17 protein-coding genes are annotated in these 18,599 nt (G+C 44.3%); 10 read left to right on the forward strand and 7 right to left on the reverse strand.

Annotation, left to right across the window (positions count from 1 at the left end; translation table 11 throughout):
* Positions 1-12 precede the first annotated feature (12 nt).
* On the forward strand, positions 13-372 hold the full coding sequence (locus L3V35_RS01775; protein ID WP_004731371.1) for a glutaredoxin: 360 nt from the start codon (positions 13-15) through the stop codon (positions 370-372).
* A gap of 112 nt (positions 373-484) precedes the next feature.
* Here the strand turns inward: L3V35_RS01775 and L3V35_RS01780 are convergent, their stop codons facing one another.
* On the reverse strand, positions 485-1,120 hold the full coding sequence (locus L3V35_RS01780) for an OmpA family protein (protein WP_029222001.1): 636 nt from the start codon (positions 1,118-1,120) through the stop codon (positions 485-487).
* 271 nt (positions 1,121-1,391) lie between these two features.
* On the opposite strand from L3V35_RS01780, the gene L3V35_RS01785 reads away from it, so the two are divergent.
* From L3V35_RS01785 to L3V35_RS01810, 6 genes are all read left to right on the forward strand, one after another.
* Positions 1,392-2,018, forward strand: a complete 627-nt coding sequence (locus tag L3V35_RS01785; protein ID WP_237298189.1) for a thioredoxin domain-containing protein — start codon at positions 1,392-1,394, stop codon at positions 2,016-2,018.
* Positions 2,019-2,132: 114 nt separating this feature from the next.
* Entirely contained in the window at positions 2,133-2,606 is a 474-nt protein-coding gene (locus L3V35_RS01790; RefSeq protein ID WP_004731366.1) for an FKBP-type peptidyl-prolyl cis-trans isomerase, read from the forward strand.
* A gap of 172 nt (positions 2,607-2,778) precedes the next feature.
* A complete protein-coding gene (locus tag L3V35_RS01795; RefSeq protein ID WP_029222534.1) occupies positions 2,779-3,369 on the forward strand; it encodes a TetR/AcrR family transcriptional regulator in 591 nt (196 codons plus the stop codon).
* A 138-nt stretch (positions 3,370-3,507) separates the two neighbouring features.
* Positions 3,508-4,539: an NADP-dependent oxidoreductase gene (locus L3V35_RS01800; protein WP_237298190.1), complete on the forward strand. Its 1,032-nt coding sequence runs from the start codon at positions 3,508-3,510 to the stop codon at positions 4,537-4,539.
* Between the two features lie 38 nt (positions 4,540-4,577).
* The gene (locus L3V35_RS01805; protein ID WP_108185380.1) at positions 4,578-5,198 is read left to right on the forward strand and encodes a glutathione S-transferase; all 621 of its coding nucleotides are present in this window, start codon (positions 4,578-4,580) and stop codon (positions 5,196-5,198) included.
* Positions 5,199-5,349: 151 nt separating this feature from the next.
* Positions 5,350-7,032: an RluA family pseudouridine synthase gene (locus L3V35_RS01810; protein WP_237298191.1), complete on the forward strand. Its 1,683-nt coding sequence runs from the start codon at positions 5,350-5,352 to the stop codon at positions 7,030-7,032.
* Between the two features lie 89 nt (positions 7,033-7,121).
* Here the strand turns inward: L3V35_RS01810 and L3V35_RS01815 are convergent, their stop codons facing one another.
* Positions 7,122-7,505 (reverse strand): DoxX family protein, encoded by a 384-nt coding sequence (locus L3V35_RS01815; protein ID WP_237298927.1) that lies wholly within the window; start codon positions 7,503-7,505, stop codon positions 7,122-7,124.
* 104 nt (positions 7,506-7,609) lie between these two features.
* On the opposite strand from L3V35_RS01815, the gene L3V35_RS01820 reads away from it, so the two are divergent.
* Complete coding sequence (locus L3V35_RS01820; RefSeq protein ID WP_237298192.1) at positions 7,610-8,506, forward strand: LysR family transcriptional regulator; 897 nt, start codon at positions 7,610-7,612, stop codon at positions 8,504-8,506.
* Here the strand turns inward: L3V35_RS01820 and L3V35_RS01825 are convergent.
* The 3 genes from L3V35_RS01825 to L3V35_RS01835 form a co-directional block, all read right to left on the reverse strand.
* On the reverse strand, positions 8,503-8,796 hold the full coding sequence (locus tag L3V35_RS01825) for a YkgJ family cysteine cluster protein (protein ID WP_017076090.1): 294 nt from the start codon (positions 8,794-8,796) through the stop codon (positions 8,503-8,505). The two genes, L3V35_RS01820 and L3V35_RS01825, sit on opposite strands and share 4 nt — an antisense overlap.
* Positions 8,797-8,960: 164 nt before the next feature.
* Positions 8,961-10,145: a D-alanyl-D-alanine carboxypeptidase family protein gene (locus L3V35_RS01830; protein WP_108185383.1), complete on the reverse strand. Its 1,185-nt coding sequence runs from the start codon at positions 10,143-10,145 to the stop codon at positions 8,961-8,963.
* 178 nt (positions 10,146-10,323) lie between these two features.
* On the reverse strand, positions 10,324-10,914 hold the full coding sequence (locus tag L3V35_RS01835) for a DUF4136 domain-containing protein (protein ID WP_017093719.1): 591 nt from the start codon (positions 10,912-10,914) through the stop codon (positions 10,324-10,326).
* A gap of 268 nt (positions 10,915-11,182) precedes the next feature.
* Between L3V35_RS01835 and L3V35_RS01840 the strand changes: the two genes are divergently transcribed.
* Positions 11,183-11,437 (forward strand): YgjV family protein, encoded by a 255-nt coding sequence (locus tag L3V35_RS01840; protein ID WP_010430226.1) that lies wholly within the window; start codon positions 11,183-11,185, stop codon positions 11,435-11,437.
* Positions 11,438-11,572: 135 nt separating this feature from the next.
* Here the strand turns inward: L3V35_RS01840 and L3V35_RS01845 are convergent, their stop codons facing one another.
* Positions 11,573-13,036: a sensor domain-containing diguanylate cyclase gene (locus L3V35_RS01845; RefSeq protein ID WP_237298193.1), complete on the reverse strand. Its 1,464-nt coding sequence runs from the start codon at positions 13,034-13,036 to the stop codon at positions 11,573-11,575.
* Positions 13,037-13,331: 295 nt separating this feature from the next.
* On the reverse strand, positions 13,332-16,499 hold the full coding sequence (locus tag L3V35_RS01850) for a glycosyl hydrolase family 18 protein (protein WP_237298194.1): 3,168 nt from the start codon (positions 16,497-16,499) through the stop codon (positions 13,332-13,334).
* 451 nt (positions 16,500-16,950) lie between these two features.
* Between L3V35_RS01850 and L3V35_RS01855 the strand changes: the two genes are divergently transcribed.
* Positions 16,951-18,537: a BCCT family transporter gene (locus L3V35_RS01855; protein ID WP_237298195.1), complete on the forward strand. Its 1,587-nt coding sequence runs from the start codon at positions 16,951-16,953 to the stop codon at positions 18,535-18,537.
* Positions 18,538-18,599: the final 62 nt, after the last annotated feature.

The following is an 18,599-nucleotide window of genomic DNA, read 5'->3' on the forward strand; positions in this document are numbered from 1 at the left end:
GTAGAGAGAGTTATGAAGTTTATCCGTTGGTTCTTAGGTCGTGTCATCTTGTTATTGAATTTTGTATTCAGCCCACGTGGTGTGAAGCGTTCTCAAGAAGAGCAAAGCAAAGTGAATGAGCAGGCAAAGACGCACACGTTATACCAATTCGAAGCGTGCCCATTTTGTGTAAAAGTGCGCCGCGCGATGAAACGTCAATCGGTTCAATTTGAACTTCGTGATGCAAAGAACAATGATCAACACCGTGCAGAGCTTGAAGCTGGTGGCGGTCGCGTTAAAGTGCCTTGCCTACGTATCGAAAAAGACGGCAAAACTGAGTGGATGTATGAATCTTCGGATATCGTTACTTACTTAGAAAAGCAGTTCGCATAAGCTAACCTGCGTAACGAAAGTCAGATACAAAAAATCCCTCAAATATGAGGGATTTTTTATGTCTATTATTTGGAACTCGTCGCTTTCAATTTAGGGAAGAAAGCTCAAATGACTACTTCGACACAATCAGCATCAATTCTACACGGCGATTACACGCCTTGCCTTGCGGAGAAGCGTTAGTACAAGCAGGTACGTATTCGCCAAAGCCGCGAGTGTAAATAGCACGACTCGAAACATAGTTACTTTCCAAGCGCGCTTTCACTTCTTTTGCACGTAGCTCAGAAAGCGGATCATTAACACGATCACTGCCCGTGTTATCAGTATGGCCCTCAATCACCACATCAATGTCTTGGCGTTGAGAAAGGTAACTGCCTAAAGTATCCAGCCATTGATTGTAGGCTGGCTCAGGGAATGCCGAACCCGTTTTAAAGTTCACGTGCTGTTCCAGCTTTACCATCACATGGTTGCCCGGCAGTACTTCAAAGTCGATACGGTTTTGTCTTAAAAAAACTTCCAGTGGGTCATTAGTCGAGACACCACGTCCATAGTTGGTTGTGATGGTTTTTTGTTGATGAGTGCTGTTCTGGACTGAGTAACTGCGATTGCTCGCTACAGATGTCGTTTGAACCACACCCCATTCAGGATGCATAAGGTCGTAATCGGTTTGCGGAGCAGTTTCTAGCAGATCGTCACCTAACATACCCGTTGGTAACGTCGTTTCACACCCTGCCAAAGCTATGCTTAACATTATCGCTAAATATCTCATTACTTCACCAACCACTCATGCAGATAAACCATTCACTAATGTCTATATCGGCACCGAGGGAAAAACTTTAGACAAAAACTTTATACGAAAAGAAAGCACATCCCAAAAAAGTGCTTTTGATCACAGTTAACCGTCAACTAGCCTGTCATCACCCGCTAGTTCCAACTGTTTGCATTTATTTACCTTATAATTGTTTTCCAATTCGTACTAAATAGTTAGAATCTCACGACTTCTCAACGCTAGAGCAAACATTATGTTTAAACCATTTACTAAATTCATCACAGCACTCGCTGCCGTACTTATTATTGCGGGTTGTAGTGAAACAGACGAGCCACAGAAAGGCGTTCAATACGAAGCACTTCCTACTGCTCTAACTGAATTTAACCTGTCTCCGATCACTGAAATCTTCTCTTTAAACTGTGGTCACTGTCGTCAAATGGAAAGTGCAATTCCAGAGATTGAGTCGCTAACAGGCCAAACTATTGGCAAGATGCACGTAACGTTCAATGAAAGTGCTCAAATCAGCGCAATGATCTACTACACAGCAGTGATGCAACTTGACGCGACACCTGACCACGCGTTCATGGACGACCTATTTGGTGCCGTTCAAATGGGTGCAGATGCAACGCCAGAACAGCGTCAACAAGCACTAGAGACAGCGTTCACTTCTCGTGGTTTGGTTAGCCCATACCAACTGAATAAAGAACAGCAAGTTGCTCTATTTGACTACGTTAAGAAAGCAGAAGAGATCTCAGTAAAAGGTCAAATCAACTCAGTACCAACATTTATCATCAACGGTAAATACCAAGTACTCACTGCAGGTCACCAAGATGTTGCTGGCATCGCAAAAACGATCAACTACCTTTTGACTCAACCCTAATCACGGCTTTAGCCCATTGATTAACACACTCTGTATTAACTGCGAAATTCTGCATTAACTATCAAATTATGCATTAACTATGAAATACAGCATTAACTATAAATAGGTTTTACTATGTCTAAATTTATCATCCCGGTCATTGTCTTTATTTTGGCTGGCTTCATGATCTACCGCACTTGGATGAATCATAAATCTGGCGAAGAAAATATCGAGCAAGGCCAACAGTTTCTTGTCGAAAACGGTGCTAAAGAAGGGGTTGTTACGACTGAAAGCGGTCTTCAATACCTTGTACTTGAAGAAGGTACAGGCACAGAGCACCCAACTAAGAACAGTAAAGTAACGGTTCACTACCACGGTACACTTATCGACGGCACTGTTTTCGACAGCTCTGTTGAGCGCGGCGAGCCAATCTCATTTGCTCTTAAGCAAGTAATCAAAGGCTGGCAAGAAGGTTTGACTTACATGGTTGAAGGCCAAAAAGTTCGCCTGTTTATTCCGAGCCAATTGGCTTACGGTAAGGGCGGTTCAGGCCCTATCCCACCGTCATCAACTCTGATTTTTGATGTTGAGTTAATCTCTATCAAATAACCGAAGTGACTGATATAAGCCCCAACATACAAGCTATGTTGGGGCTTTTTTATATGTGAACATTTGAAAGCACTTTGGCACTTTGGCTATTTAGCTACTTTAACAACGACCAAATATACCCTCAAAAATCGACCACTAGACGACTGGTCTAATTTGAATTATAGTACTGCCCATGAACGAAAAAACGAATGACACACGCCTGCATGTTTTAGATGTTGGCTACCAATTAATAGTGAACAACGGCTTTAACGGCGTTGGCTTATCGCAATTGCTTAAAGAAGCGGACGTGCCGAAAGGGTCGTTTTACCACTACTTTAAATCGAAAGAGCAATTTGGCGAGGCTCTGATCCAACACTATTTTGAGACCTACATCAGCAGAGTTGAAACTATTTTGGTTCATGGCGAAGGAAACCATTACCAGAGAATCATCAGTTATTTCACTCGATGGTCACAGATTGAAAACGGTACCTGTAACGCTCATAAATGCTTAGTCGTTAAGCTCAGCGCTGAAGTTTCTGATCTTTCTGATCCTATGCGTCAAGCCTTGCTAAAAGGGGCTGAAAAAGTGACCTCTACGATACAACACTGTGTTGCTGGTGGTATTGAAGATGGCTCCATTAAAGTTGAAGACAGCCAAGAAACCGCTCAAAATCTATATTCTATGTGGTTGGGCGCAAGTTTGTTGAGCAAACTAAGCCAGAGCTCAAGCAGCTTAGAATCAGCTTTAAACCTAACCCAACAGATTTTAAAAGGTAAAAACTAACCACGTACTGTGTTTAGTCTTTATTAACGACAGATAACCCGCCCTCTTATCAATTTGATGACGGCGGGATTTTTAGACAACAAGACTAGACGACTGGTCTAATTCCAAATAAACATAATATAAAATTAAGGATATCCAATGACTCAACAAGACAATCGCCGCATCGTATTGGCTTCTCGCCCAGTTGGCGCACCGACTCAAGATAACTTCCGTTTAGAGTCAGTAGCCGCACCAACAATTCAAGATGGCGAGATGTTACTTCGCTCAGTTTATCTTTCTCTAGACCCATACATGCGTGGTCGTATGAGCGATGCTAAATCTTACGCAGACCCAGTTGCGATTGATGAAGTGATGGTTGGTGCAACCGTATGTCAGGTTGAAGAATCAAACCACGCTGATTACGAAATTGGCGAGTGGGTACTGGCTTACACTGGTTGGCAAGATCTTGGTGTGTCTAACGGTGAAGGCCTCATCAAACTAGGCAAAGAACCAACGCACCCTTCTTATGCACTTGGCATTATGGGTATGCCTGGCTTTACGGCTTACATGGGTTTGCTTGATATCGGCCAACCTAAACAAGGCGACACGCTAGTCGTTGCGGCGGCAACAGGTGCAGTAGGCGCAACCGTTGGACAAATCGGCAAACTAAAAGGCTGTCGTGTTATCGGCATTGCGGGTGGTCAAGAGAAGTGTCAGTACGCGAAAGACGTGCTTGGCTTTGACGAATGTATCGACCACAAAGCTGACGACTTCGCGGAACAACTGGCTAAAGCATGTGACAACGGCATCGACGTTTATTTTGAAAACGTTGGCGGCAAGGTTTTCGATGCCGTAATGCCATTGCTTAACACCGGTGCTCGTATTCCTGTATGTGGCCTTATCTCTCAATACAATGCGACATCACTGCCTGAAGGCCCGGATCGCATGTCTAGCCTTATGGGTACGCTGCTGGTCAAGCGTATTAAGATGCAAGGCTTCATTATCTTTGATGACTACGCGCACCGTTATAACGAGTTTGCTGTTCAAATGACAGAATGGTTGTCTCAAGGCAAGATGCATTACCGTGAGCACCTAATTGAAGGTCTAGACGAGGCGCCACAAGCACTCATGGGTCTATTAGAAGGCCAAAACTTCGGTAAGCTTGTTATCAAAACAAACGAAGCTAAATAAATTCAAAAACTGAACCCGTTAGTTAACTAGGTAGAATCATGATTACTTTGCATCACCTGAATAAATCACGCTCAAAGCGCATCATCTGGCTGTTGGAAGAGCTTGGTGTAGATTACCAAATCAAACCATACCAACGAGACAGTGTCACTTTTCTTGCGCCACCAGAGCTTAAGTCCGTTCACCCATTGGGTAAATCTCCTGTCATTGAAGACGATGGCATCGTGATCACTGAATCTGGCGCGATCACGGAGTACCTAATCGACAAATACGGTCAGGGTAAGTTCGCACCTACACGCGGCACCGCAGACTACGTAGAATATTCTCAATGGCTTCACTTCGCTGAAAGCTCAGGTATTTTGCCAATGTTGCTTAAGATCTTTGTAATGAAAGACGGTTGCGAGACTAATTTCCTTGGCGGCTACGCTGACGATGAAAACCAAAAGATCTTAACTTACGTGAATAATGCTCTTGAAGGTAAAACCTACTTGGTTGCAGACACACTAACAGGTGCAGACTTTATGATGTCGTTCATCGTAGAAATCGTTGGTAACTTTGGTGCAACTGCGCTTTACCCTAACATTGCTAAATACGGTAAGCTTTTGGCTGACCACCCTGCTTACCAAAAAGCAGAGCAAGTAGAGCTAGAACACTCGAGCTGATCGAGTTTCAATCAAGCTCGGACGCGCTTAGGATAAGCACAAGCAACTAAATGAAGCCAAAGCCGATTTATCTTTCGCTTTGGCTTCTCATTTGCCTTCATTTCGACAACAATACCGAACTCTAACTGAACAGCCATAGAGTTTGATTTTCATGTCAGCAAACCTTGCTCAATACACACCACTGCACGCTTTAAACCAACCAGCGAACCAAGACTTATCGCTACCCACTCGGTTTACGTTTCCGTATTACTATACTCCGCACCCAATGTGTGAGTTAGCAATGCTGCAGCTTCAACAGTCACTGCTCGACTGTGGTGTGAATGAAACATCGCAAGGCAACCTCTATGCCGTACTTCTTGTTCAGGATCCAACAACTCAAGAACTAGGCTACCTTTCTGCATTTTCAGGTTTGCAGTTAGATTCGTCACTCGCCTCTCCGCTAACAAGTATTGCCTTTGTTCCTTCTGCTTTTGATGGGCAACAGTTTCAAGTCCAAAACACGCAAGGCTTAGTCAAGCAAGCAACCTTGATTAATGACATTACGAACCTAGAACAAACTCATAACCTAGATGATTTGACGTCAAGCCTAAATGAACTCAAAAACGATGCGAGTAAAGCAGTTGAAGCATTTCAGATCGCAATGGCTGCTAACAAGGCTGAGCGTACGATTCTAAGAGAAAAAGCCAATCAAGAGAAAGCGTTGGGGAATCTTGATTCAGCCGCTGACCTGCTTAAACAATTAGGTAATCAAAGCAGCCAAGAGAAGCGCGACCTAAAAGCGCTCCGTATCGAGTGGAAACAAAAGATCGCAGAACGCCAGTTGCAAGTTGATGCTATCGAAAGCGAACTTAAGAGCCGCAAGCAAGAGTACCAAGCGATCTCAGCCGAATTAGAAGCGCAACGTTTGTTCCATTATCGCTTTATCAACCAAGCACTCGAATCAAAGAACCTGCTTGAATTGTTAGATGGCAAAGACGCTCTTGAAGGCTCTGGCGACTGTTGCCTACCTAAGCTGCTTAATTTTGCTTTTGAACACGGATTTAAACCATTAGCTTTGTCTGAGTTTTGGTGGGGACTGCCTCCGACGGCTGTCATTCGCCAACACGGAAACCTATACCCTGTTTGCCAAAGTAAAAGCTTCGAGATCATCAGTCACCAACTGAATGGCATCGAATTAGAAGATAACCCGCTTATCGTGAACCCTGCAGTGGGTAAGTCGTTTGATATTGTTTATGAAGATGACGAGATCGTGGTGGTTAATAAACCCGAAGAGTTTCTCTCCGTTCCTGGCAAGTTTATCGAAGACTCGGTTTATACACGCATTAAAGCGCGTTACCCGAATGCGACAGGGCCTTTGATCATCCATAGATTAGACATGTCGACGTCTGGATTATTGATTTTGGCACTGACCGCAGATTCTAATAAACACATCCAGAAGCAATTCATAGATAGAACCGTAGAGAAACGATATACAGCTCTGTTAGATGGTGAAATCGACGGCAAATCTGGCGATATTAGCATGCCCTTGCGCGGCGACATAACAGACAGACCAAGACAATTGGTTTGCCATGAACATGGACGTAACGCTGAAACTCATTGGGAAGCGATTGGTACCAGCAATGGTAAAACCAAGGTTCATCTGTATCCGAAAACAGGCCGCACCCATCAGCTACGCGTGCATTGCGCTCACCCGTCGGGCCTTGGTGTACCAATCCGAGGTGATGATCTCTATGGTTACAAACGTGAGCGCTTACACCTTCATGCGGGCTACCTAAAACTGATTCACCCAACAACCGGTAAATGGATGGAATTTGAAGTGCCTTCTGAGTTTTAACCGCTATCTTTAGCGTGGGGCTTTCGAGCCCTACGCTTCTCAAATGTCCTGTAAATAAGCTTTCAACCCTCGGTCGAAAGACCAAGACATTAGTACCAGAAATCTAAGACTAAAAAGCTTGAACACAATAAAGTGACCATCGCGGGAATGCCGTCCTTCCAAGTATCAAAGCGTAAGTGGAAATAAAGCGCCCCTATCGAAGTAGCCCCCAATATTGCACCACCCATCAATTGAGTATGTTCTGGTGAGATGTCACATAGGGCTAAAATCAAAAGAGCCGCTCCGGTCAATTCGATTAACCCCACGAGAAACATGACCTTTCTATTCAAGCCATAGCTTTTAAAGAAACCAAGCTGAATTTCAAAGACCTTCTTTTGCCAACCAAGCGTCTTGATTGAGCTCGCCAACACAAAGAACATCACCATCAAAATACTTATTACTGTACTCATTCCGTCTACCTCTATAAGAATCATTAATTTCAACGATGTTATTTAATCATTCATAATTAAGGTGATAAATGCTAGTTTCATGATAGTAAAGATTCCAAATTGGAATAGATAAACACAAGGTGAGTAAGATGGATAAGATTGAGTGTATTCGTATCTTTGTGGAAACCGCACAACTGAATAGCTTCACCGCAACCGCCAATAAGTTAAACATGACACAGGGTGCGGTTAGTAAGAAGATCGCATGGTTGGAAAGTGACTTAGGGATGACTCTGTTTCAGCGAAACAGCCGCAAGATATCCCTCACTCATGCAGGGAAAGACTACCTAGAATATTGCTCCCGTTTGCTCGAAGAGATGTCTGCCATAGAAAGCAAGCTCAAGCGTGAGACAGAATCCGTAGAAGGCGAGCTCAAGATATCTGCGCCAAGTGCCTTTTCATCGATGTTACTCAGTGAGCCGCTTCAAGCTTTCATTGAACAGCACCCAGGTATCCGCATTAACCTGAGTGTCGACGACCGTATTGTTAACCTCAATGAACACAATATAGATGTCGCCATTCGAGCATCACAACTTGAAGACTCAGGGTTAAAAGCTCGCTTTCTTTTCAACAATAGAGTTCACTACTTTGCATCGCCCGATTACTTAAAAAATCACGGAAAACCTAAACATCCGCAAGATCTTAGCCAGCATAAGTGCTTAACTTATTCTCTGATGAACCCTGCAAACGAATGGCGTTTCACAGACAAAGATCGCCAGTGCACCAGTATGAAAGTAAACCAAATTTTCACGTCAGACAGTCCAGAAATGTTACTTAAAATGGCTAGACAAGGTTTAGGTGTGGTTGCTTTACCGGATTGGATGGGCAAAGAATTTGTAGAGAATGGGGAATTAACGCAGTTATTAGAACAATGGAGCAACAACTACTTACCCATGTACGCGGTGTATCATGCGAGTGAATATTTGCCCCAACGAATTCGAGTTTTTATCGGTTTTCTTGCGGAGCATCTAAGCTCTACGAGCGATTAGCCCATCACATCGGTGCGTTGTTCTACACATTCGTATGAGCCCATTTCAAACTCACGACAGATCCAAGGTCGATTCTCGTAAATAGTACACATCAGTGTTTCTCTATCTACTGCAGAACACCAGCCATCGTCTAATCTCAGCATGGTTTCTCCGCCCCACTCGTCATAAGCAATATGCTCTTCAGGAACGCCTGTATCTGTGATGATCATAACCTCTAGACGACAACAGCATGCCTGGCAGTTGGCACATGTTACTTCAGGTTCGGTTACGTTCTTTATCTCTATGGTCATAAGTGATTACACTGCTAAATTTTGCGTATAGTAATCGAAACCGCCCGCTACGGCTAATAAAGAAAGCAGGTGACGGCGTTTTCATGGATCTAGAAATAACAATGGGCGCTATGATTCACTCACAACACCCATTAATTTATTTTTTAGCTCGGTAAAGACTCTATTTAGAATAGGCTCGCGAAGAACAATTTAATGTAGTCCATCAGACGTTTGAATATGCCACCTTGTTCAACAGCCTCTAACGCAATCAATGGTTGAGTTTGAACATCTTCACCATCAACGGTGTAATGAACCACACCTAGTGTTTGACCTTCTGCAATCGGTGCCTTCAACTCAGAATCAAGTTCAATCGATGCAGTTAGCTTTTTACTGTCTGACTTAGGCAGTGTGATAAACGTGTCTTCTGCAACACCCAGCTTCAATGTATCTTTGGCACCAAACCATACCTTCTCTTCAGCGACTTCATCTCCACCTTGATGTGGGTTTAGCGTGTCAAAGAACCTAAAGCCATAGCTTAATAACTGTTTACTGTCTGACTCACGGCTCTTAACGCTTGATGCGCCCATAACAACCGCGATAAGTCTCATCTCACCTTGTGTCGCCGAACTCGCTAAACTGTATCCAGCACCAGAGGTATAGCCCGTTTTCATTCCATCAACCGTCAAGCTTCTATCACGCAGTAAGCCATTACGGTTGTGTTGTGTGATGCCGTTATAACTGAACGAACGTTCGCTGTATAAGCCATAAACATCCGGTAAGTCACGAATAATCGCACGACCTAGTAATGCAATATCGTAAGGAGTCGAATAAAGATCGTCAGCGTCTAAGCCATGCGCGTTAGCAAAGTGGGTATTTTCTAATTTTAAAGATGTTGCCCAAGAGTTCATAAGATCCACAAATGCATCTTGTGAGCCCGCAACGTGTTCCGCAATCGCAACACTCGCATCGTTACCTGATTGAATAATCAAGCCACGGTAAAGATCCATCATCGCCACATCGGTGTTCACTTCAATGAACATCTTCGATGAGTCTGGGAATTTTTTCGCCCACGCGTTCTCACTGATTCGTACCTGATCGTCAGCAGAGATGTTGCCTCGCTTCATCTCTTGCCCAGCCACATAGCTGGTCATCAGTTTGGTCAAACTCGCTGGGTTTAACTTAGTGTGTGCGTTTTTTTCTACCAGCACATCACCAGAATTAAAATCAATTAACACATACCCTTTTGCGCCTAGGCTAGGTGGGCTTGGCACTATAGAAGGTGCTGCGATAGCTGCATTACTTACCATCGCTGCGTTACTTACAATGAATATACTTAATAGAGGGAGAGAGTATTTGGAAAACAGTTTCATTGAATCAAACCTAAGTTAACGTTTTGAGCAGTATAGACAAATGCTAGCAAAAGAAGCGCGAACTTTACGTTGCTTTACGTATTTGTACCATTCGTTACAAATAAAAAAGTATAATCTGCGATCTGACCATATTTTCAACAACCAATATTGACTCAACGAATGCATCCAACGCCTTATTCTATCGCTCAGGCATGCGTCTAAATAACATTTCAACAAAGCCAGTAATGCGCTGTTTGCTCTCGCTTGGCTCTAAATCAGGTTGAATGCCAGACTGTGCTAATGCTTGCCATTGTACGACCTGAGAGTTAGGTACGAAAAAAGCAATGTACAGAGATCCTTTCTCGGCGACTTTTCCGTCACCATCATAAAATGGCACCCCTGTTGAAAGCTTAATCGCATCGAAAATCGAGTCATCATTTAACTCTGATTCTTCGGCCAATCCAAAACCGACAACAACATCACCAACTGCACCATTTTGATTCAGTTGATAACCTTTCGTAGCGAGTTGATCTTCAATCGCATCACGCACCAGATCGGTTACTACGGTCTCATCGTATTTTTGAGAAAGGTAAACCTGCTCTGATTCAGGGTGCCACGAGTACGTCGTCACTCCGTGTTTCATGAACTCAAAATCGCCACTGGTGACCACACCATAATTGTGCGTTGGCGGCATTTCTTGTGTGGTACATGCTGTCAGTCCAATCGCTATCAAAGCCAATAACGCTGCTTTTTTTATGCTTTTTGTTGCACAAATGGATCGTTTTATCATTCGCGGCTTCCTTACCTATATAAGAATAAATATCAATTAACCTCCCAACATAAATAGTAATTATGTTAATAGAAAGGTCATTAAACGTTTGCGTAATCGCTAACCTTCACTTCTGCCCGTTTTGGGGGTTTAATCACAAAAACAGAGTTGGTATAGTCTACCTCGTTAAACATAACCAGACCATTCGAGGCACGGAGCTTCCTCAATCATCTCATGAAGAGAAGAATTGGTACCGACAAAGTATCGGCAAATTTAAGAGGGTCAAACAATGGAATTCAATATGGTTGAAATTTTAGGTTACGCGGCATCTATTATGGTCGCAATTTCATTAACAATGAAAGATATCGTTCGTCTGCGTGTCCTTAACTTTATTGGCTGTACTCTCTTTACAGCATACGGCGTTATGATTGACGCATGGCCAGTGGTCGCGACCAACGGTTTCATCGCTTGTGTAAACATCTACTTCCTTGCAAAAATGCAAAAGGAAAAAAAAACGGAAGCGATGAAAGCAGCGAAAGCTTAAATTAGCGATTAGCATTTCAAATATTTCAGAAAAAGCCCAAATAGAGCGATCTATTTGGGCTTTTTTGTGTCTGTCGTTCTCAAGAGCATGATTTCCAATTTTCCAGCCTTTGAAGACATCGATTCTTTCAACTGATCACATATAAGCAACGCGATATTCGTTCTTTTGATACGTCTGAGTGTTGTTACGTCCCCTCTCTTTTGCTTGATAAAGCGCTTTGTCAGCTTTATCGATCGCTGTTTCAATATCAGTGAGCGCTCGATCGTGACAACAGCCAGCACTGATTGTGACAGGTGACACCAAACCTTGCAGTTGCTCTACACTTCGTCTTAGTTCCTCAGACAATTCGAATAACTCACGCTCATCACAATCAAACGTCACCAAAATAAACTCTTCACCGCCATAGCGTGCAATCAAGCGACGACGATTAACAAATCTCTTCAGTGATTTTGCGACCTCACAGATAACCCTATCGCCTTGAGCATGACCATATTGATCGTTCACTCGTTTGAAATGGTCAATATCAAGCAAAATGACACCGACATTTGTTAGCGGATAAGGCGACCTTTGAGCAATTTTCAGCTTTAACTGCTCAATAAAACTCCGTCGGCTAGGAAGACCAGTGAGGTAATCGAGGCTCGCAACATCCAATATTTTGAGATGACGATGCCGCAGGTAAAGCACCAACACGATGATAATGCTCAATAGGCTCACGACTAAAGCCATCAAACTAATGAACAGCAAACTATGATTTCTATTGAGCTCTTGCTCTAAAATACCCGCGGAAATGACCCAATTCAGATAGGGGTAAAATTTATAGAAGACGTTTTTGTTGGTCGTACCATTGTCACTGGAAATTGAATAGCTAAAGTGACCTTCTGGCTTGGTTGCGATTCGATCAATTAGCAGTTCCGACGAGTAGCCTATCAAGGCTTTCAATGACTTGTGTTCATAATCAGGATGAAGCACTAAGTTACCCTGAAGATCAATAATGTACACATATCCGCTATCACCGAACGCGTACTTTCTCAGCTTATCTTTTAAGCCTTCAAGATCGACCAAATACATCAATTCTTCTTTATAGGTCGTCGCGACCAAAGTATTGCCACTCGGTAGCCTCATCGAATAGGCAACTTTTGCACGCCGACTTATCTCATGAGGATTAGCGTGAAAGTATTCGATCATACCAGAGTCGATACTGAGTTGTTTTTGGATATGAGTAAGATGCCCGCGCTTCTTGCCTTGCAAGAAAGGATGGTAGAGGTGAACGCCTTGCGGTGACATCAAATAGATATAACCTGATTGTCCAATGTGCAGTTCACTGGCGATCTGGCTTACCTGTTCAATTTCTTGTTCCGGTGTGGCATGCCATACATGGGACGCAACGGTATCGGTAATTCCTTTGAGATATGTCTTTATCGCCTCATTAACTGTTGTGTCGACAATATCGTAACTCGCATTGACAATCGTTCGAAAAAATAGCTGATTGGATTCCAACAGTGACCTTTCAGTTCGGTTAAATTGAAAAGCCGAAAGAATCATCGACACAATGGCGAGCGCAATGGAAAAACTAAGAATGTATTTACGTCTGACTTTCAAGATTACCCCATAGATTTATAATTTTAGGTAACGCTGTGACTTCTCTTATATACAGACTGTTTTATATCATGCTTTTATTTTTTACTGAACGAGTGTCGATATTTTTAAGGGTTTCTATACGCAATCTGTGACTTAAAGCAAAAACGCCGAACTGGATTCAGTTCGGCGTTTTAATTTTACGTTGAAGTTGATTACTTAAATTACACTAAAACCCTGATAAATAGACTTAAAAGCATTCGTATTTACTGACTATCAACGCAAGCTATTGTCTATAAATCGATTAGTGAGCATTAAATTAAGAACAAACCTGAGTCCAGCTACCATCGCTACCCGGTTCAGAACTTGTCCACCAGTTCGCTTGGTAAATACTACCGTTATGAACCACTTGGTCGCCAGTGTTTGCATGGCTTGGGTTACCCGCCCAATCTTTCTGAGGTAAGTCTGGGTAAACCGCTAAACCGGCTGTATCACATGTACCTGGGTTTGTGCCACCATCGCCAGGGTTACCGCCACCTGAACTGATATCACCTAATGGTAGGTCTGGTTGCTCAAAGCTAAAGGCATAATCGATACCGTTCACGCTTACTGCATAGTTAGCAGGGCCTGAAATTGGCAAGTAATACACCATATCTAGCTCATACACACCACCAGCTGGAAGCTCTTCCCATGTAGGCAAAGTAAACGCCACTCGGTGCATGGTTCCATCTAATCCACCAATGTTATCCGCACGAGTATGACCCGAAGCAATCACCGTTAAACCACCACCCGATTGATCTTTTGCATTGTCAGGCGCTGACACTGGGATATCGAATTGGAACTCGGTACCACCCGGAAGTGCTTGACCGGTGTTGTTTGTAAACGTGATCTTAGGATTGATTGGGTAGTTTTGGTCACCGACTTTGAAGCCACCAACCGATACCGTAATATCTAGAGCTTCTGTCGGGATAGCGCCCGTCGCTACCTTGTTTCCGTATGGGGTCGCAGACTTAAACTTGTCGTAGATAGCTTTCGTCATGGTGTTACCCATGTGGAACTCACCGTTACCGCTGTTACACGCTTGTTCTGTCGTATCAATAGACGTTCGGTTGCCACTTGCATCGAGTACATAACAGTTGTAATCCCCTGCCAGTTCCCAGAACATGATACCGCCGATCTCTTTGTCGATAACGTAGTCTGCTTTCACGTTGATAGAATCTTTATCTTCCGTTGAAAGGAATACGCCCTTCTCTGCGTTCCACAACCAAGGGGCAACCGCTACGCTGTCGTAGTTACGCGTGTAAGTTCCCGTTAGAACATCAGATGGATCATTCACAGGATCAAGCTTGTAAGCCTCTGCATACGAACCCCAAATGCCTTTCTCTAGGTTCTTCGCGTGCCACATTGGGTTAGAACCCGCGCCCATTTCGTTACCTTTTGGATCGGTATCGTGCCACATGTTGTCGATACCAATTGCACCATGGCCACAGTTATTCTTCTCACCTTCCCCCGTACCTGCTGAACATTCAGCTTGGTTTGGAAGTGCAGCTCGGCCCCAAAGACCATTTTCGCCTCCGGTTACACCTTGCCAACCACGAGTGTAGTAAGGCACACCGATATTAATACGACCTGCTGGCATAGAACCACGGAAGTAATGGTAAGCCCAATCCGTGTTCAGATAACCGATACCACCGTAAGCCGCAGTGCCGTAAACGTTCCACTGTGCTAACTCTGAATCTTTACCTGTATCAAACAACGCAGCGTTATGACCTACGTGATCGTTCCACGCACCGTGAAGGTCGTAAGACATGATGTTTACGTAATCGAGGTACTTAGTCACATCGAACGTTTCCATACCGCGCAACAGGTAACCAGAAGAAGGCGCCGCGATCGTTAACATGTAATGATTACCATCTTGCGCAGACGCCGCATCAAGCTTCTCACGTAGCACTTTCATCAAGACTTGGTACGAAGCCCACAGGTATTGGCGACGCGGCTCCATGAAGTCTTTGTCGTACGGATTACCAGCACCCGCCATAGAGGTTGGATATTCGTAATCGATATCTAAGCCATCGAATTGGTATTTACGAAGCATTTCAACCGCGGAAGTGGCGAATGTTTCGATACCTTGATGGTTAATAGAACCGTCTGCGTTGGTTGTCATGGTATAGAAACCACCATCAGCTACTCGACTGCCATCAGTCGCGAAGTGACCACCCGTTTCAGCCCAGCCACCAATAGAGATTAGCGTTTTAACATCGTGTTTTTTCTTAGCTGTCGCTAATGCACCGAAGTGACCTTTGAAGCCTAAGGTAGGATCAACTTCAACGCCCGGCCACTCTTTACCAACCGCTGCGTTATTCGGATCGTTCACATCACCCACGTTTACTTTGCCATCTGAGCCAATGCTCACGAAAGCGTAGTTAATGTGTGTGAGTTGTTCCCAAGGGATGTCATTTACTAGGTAAGCAGCTTGTGGGTCGTCCCCTGCACGCCAGCTGGTGAAGTAACCAATGACACGACGTGGGTGATCCGCGCCCATTTTCTCACGGCCTTCATCATCGTAAATAGTACAGTAAGGAACATCGACACCTTGAGTTTGATATAAGCCATCAGGTCGACAAGTGCTCACCGTTGGTGTGCCATTCACCGTCAAAGAAGCCAGCGCTGAATCTGTCGTTGCGCCTTGATTGTCAGTCGCTTTTGCGTAAACCGCTAAAGAACCCGCTTGAGTGGTTGTGTAATCAAGCGTGTAAGGGGTAGTTGCAGCTGTGCCAATAAGAGCGCCTGCCACATAAAAATCTACTTTATCAACCGTGCCATCGCTGTCTGCTGCTGTTGCGGTAAGCGTTACTACACCACCAACATCGACCGAAGCTGCTGAAAGCGCAACCGAAACTGTCGGTGCTTCATTTCCTGGTTGTGCTGAATCAACAACCACTGAAACTTCACTAGCAAGGCTTGCCGCACCTTCGTTGTCTGTCGCGACAACAGAAACCTGATGGTTACCCGACGTTGCAGCCCACGTTGCTTCAAATGGTGCCGCTGTCACAACCGCGACCGAAGAACCATCAACAAAGAATTCTACGGAAGCAACACTACCATCAGCGTCCAGTGCTGTTGCGCTTAATACGACATTGTCGCCTTCAACAATCACATCTGATGCTGTAGGCGTTGTTAATGAAGCCGTTGGTGCTTCGTTTGGTGTACCACCACCGCCATTACCACTACACACATCGACTTTCTTCCATTGTGCGTAATCACCTTCAAATTGGCTTGGGTTGTTATTTTGATTCCAGTAGTTTGCTGAGTACGCGCTGCCGTCATGTGAAACCTGATCACCACCGGTATAAACAGTGGCAGAGTCCCACGTTTCTAACGTTGAGCAATCAACAGCCGCATAACTGTTGAACGCCATCAAGCATGACGCAGTGAGAGTACTGAGTGTAAAAACCTTCTTGGCCACTCTTCCTTGGTTTAGGTGCATGTTAGCTATCCCTTAAGTTGTTGTTTCAAGATGTTTAATTTAAATGAGACTTTACTCACCACTTAAATCTCTTCGCAAAACAACTGTAGGTAACAACGCAAATTTAACACCTAAAATATTCTCTATTTATAAAATGACTCGCATTAATTTGTTTATAGCATGCAATGAGTCGACACTTATTTTGCACCAACAACTAATATTAATTTATTTCGGAAAGCTAAAAAATAATGTCTCAAAAATCAGAAATGTGACTCAGCGTTGGGAAAAAAATTCGTATCAAAACTAGCCAAAAAGTAGAGATTTACAGTCGATTTGGCTTTCTTTTTGGAATTCGGCCACCTTTTGATAACAAATGTGTTAGTATCTGCGGCTTTTTTGACGAACCTCACACTTCTATGCAAGTGTGGGAGAAATACATAGGCTTGAAAGAGCCAAATATAGCGAAGAAATAATGTCCAACTTGACGCAAGTCGCCAACGAAAACATCAACGCAGAAGCTACTTCTATCAATTTCAATAAAGCTCAATCTTTGGGTGAAAAACTGGAACTCGGAAACCCAGTATTTTGGCTTAGTGGGAGTTTTTTAACCCTCTTTGTCGTCCTTGCTTTCACCAACACCTCCGTGTTGTCCGAACTTGTAAACATCGGCTTTAGTTACTCAACTAAGTGGTTCGGTGCTTTCTGGCAAGTCCTACTACTACTCAATTTCATTATCGGCTTAGTGCTTGCACTAGGACGCACAGGCCACGTTCGTTTAGGAACGCTTGCTCTCCCTGAAATGACCACCTTTAAATGGATGTCTATCGTCCTATGTACGCTGCTAGCTGGCGGTGGTGTGTTCTGGGCAGCCGCAGAGCCTATTGCTCACTTTGTTTCAGCTCCACCACTTTATGGCAACGCTGATCCTCAAGCGATGGCGTTCAACGCCCTATCACAATCTTTCATGCACTGGGGCTTCCTTGCATGGGCAATCTTAGGTGGTTTGTCTTCCATCGTGTTAATGCACCTGCATTACGATAAAGGCCTTCCCCTTAAGCCTCGTACTCTTCTTTACCCAGTACTTGGCGACAAAGCAATCAACAGCTGGATCGGCAACGTAGTCGACGCGTGCAGCATCGTTGCAGTCGCTGCGGGTACTATCGGTCCTATCGGCTTCCTTGGTCTTCAAATCAGCTACGCACTGAGTGAACTGTTTGGTATTTCAGACACATTCGCAACGCAAAGCGTCGTGATCATTTTTGCTATTGCTATGTACACGCTGTCTGCATTGAGTGGCGTTAACAAAGGCATCCAACTGGTAAGCCGTTACAACATCATCTTATCAGTGTGCCTAATCGGCTATATTCTGTTAGTAGGCCCTACAAGCTTCATTATTGATGGCTACCTGCAAGGTATGGGCGAAATGGTCGATAACTTCATCCCAATGGCACTGTACCGCCAAGATACAGCGTGGCTAGGTGGCTGGACGGTATTCTTCTGGGGTTGGTTCTTAGGCTATGGTCCAATGATGGCAATCTTCATTGCTCGTATCTCACGTGGCCGTACCATTCGCCAGATGATCGTTTCTATCAGCATCGTTGCACCGCTTGTAACGTGTTTCTGGTTCAGCATCGTTGGTGGTAGTGGTTTAGCGTTTGAATTAGAGAACCCAGGCGTGATTTCTAGCGCGTTCGAAGGCTTCAACCTTCCTGCTGTGCTACTGGCAATTACCGCTCAGCTGCCGTTCCCTACTTTGATTGCGATTCTGTTCCTTATCCTGACGACCACGTTCATCGTGACAACAGGTGACTCGATGACTTACACCATCAGTGTGGTAATGACAGGCACTACAGAGCCAAACGCAGCCGTACGTACCTTCTGGGGTATCATCATGGGTGCAGTAGCCATTGCGCTTATCTCAATGGGTTCTGGCGGCATCTCCGCTCTACAGTCATTCATTGTAATCACTGCGGTTCCTGTATCGTTCATCTTGTTGCCGTGTCTATGGCACGCACCGAAAATCGCGAAGCAGATGGCCAGAGATCAAGGTCTCGCTTAATGCCTGACCCGATTTAGTTTTGGGTAGCGTATAAAATTAAAGAGCCACTCAAGTGATTCACC

The sequence above is a fragment of the Vibrio sp. L5-1 genome, from assembly GCF_021728315.1.
GTDB classification, from domain to species: domain Bacteria; phylum Pseudomonadota; class Gammaproteobacteria; order Enterobacterales; family Vibrionaceae; genus Vibrio; species Vibrio splendidus_K.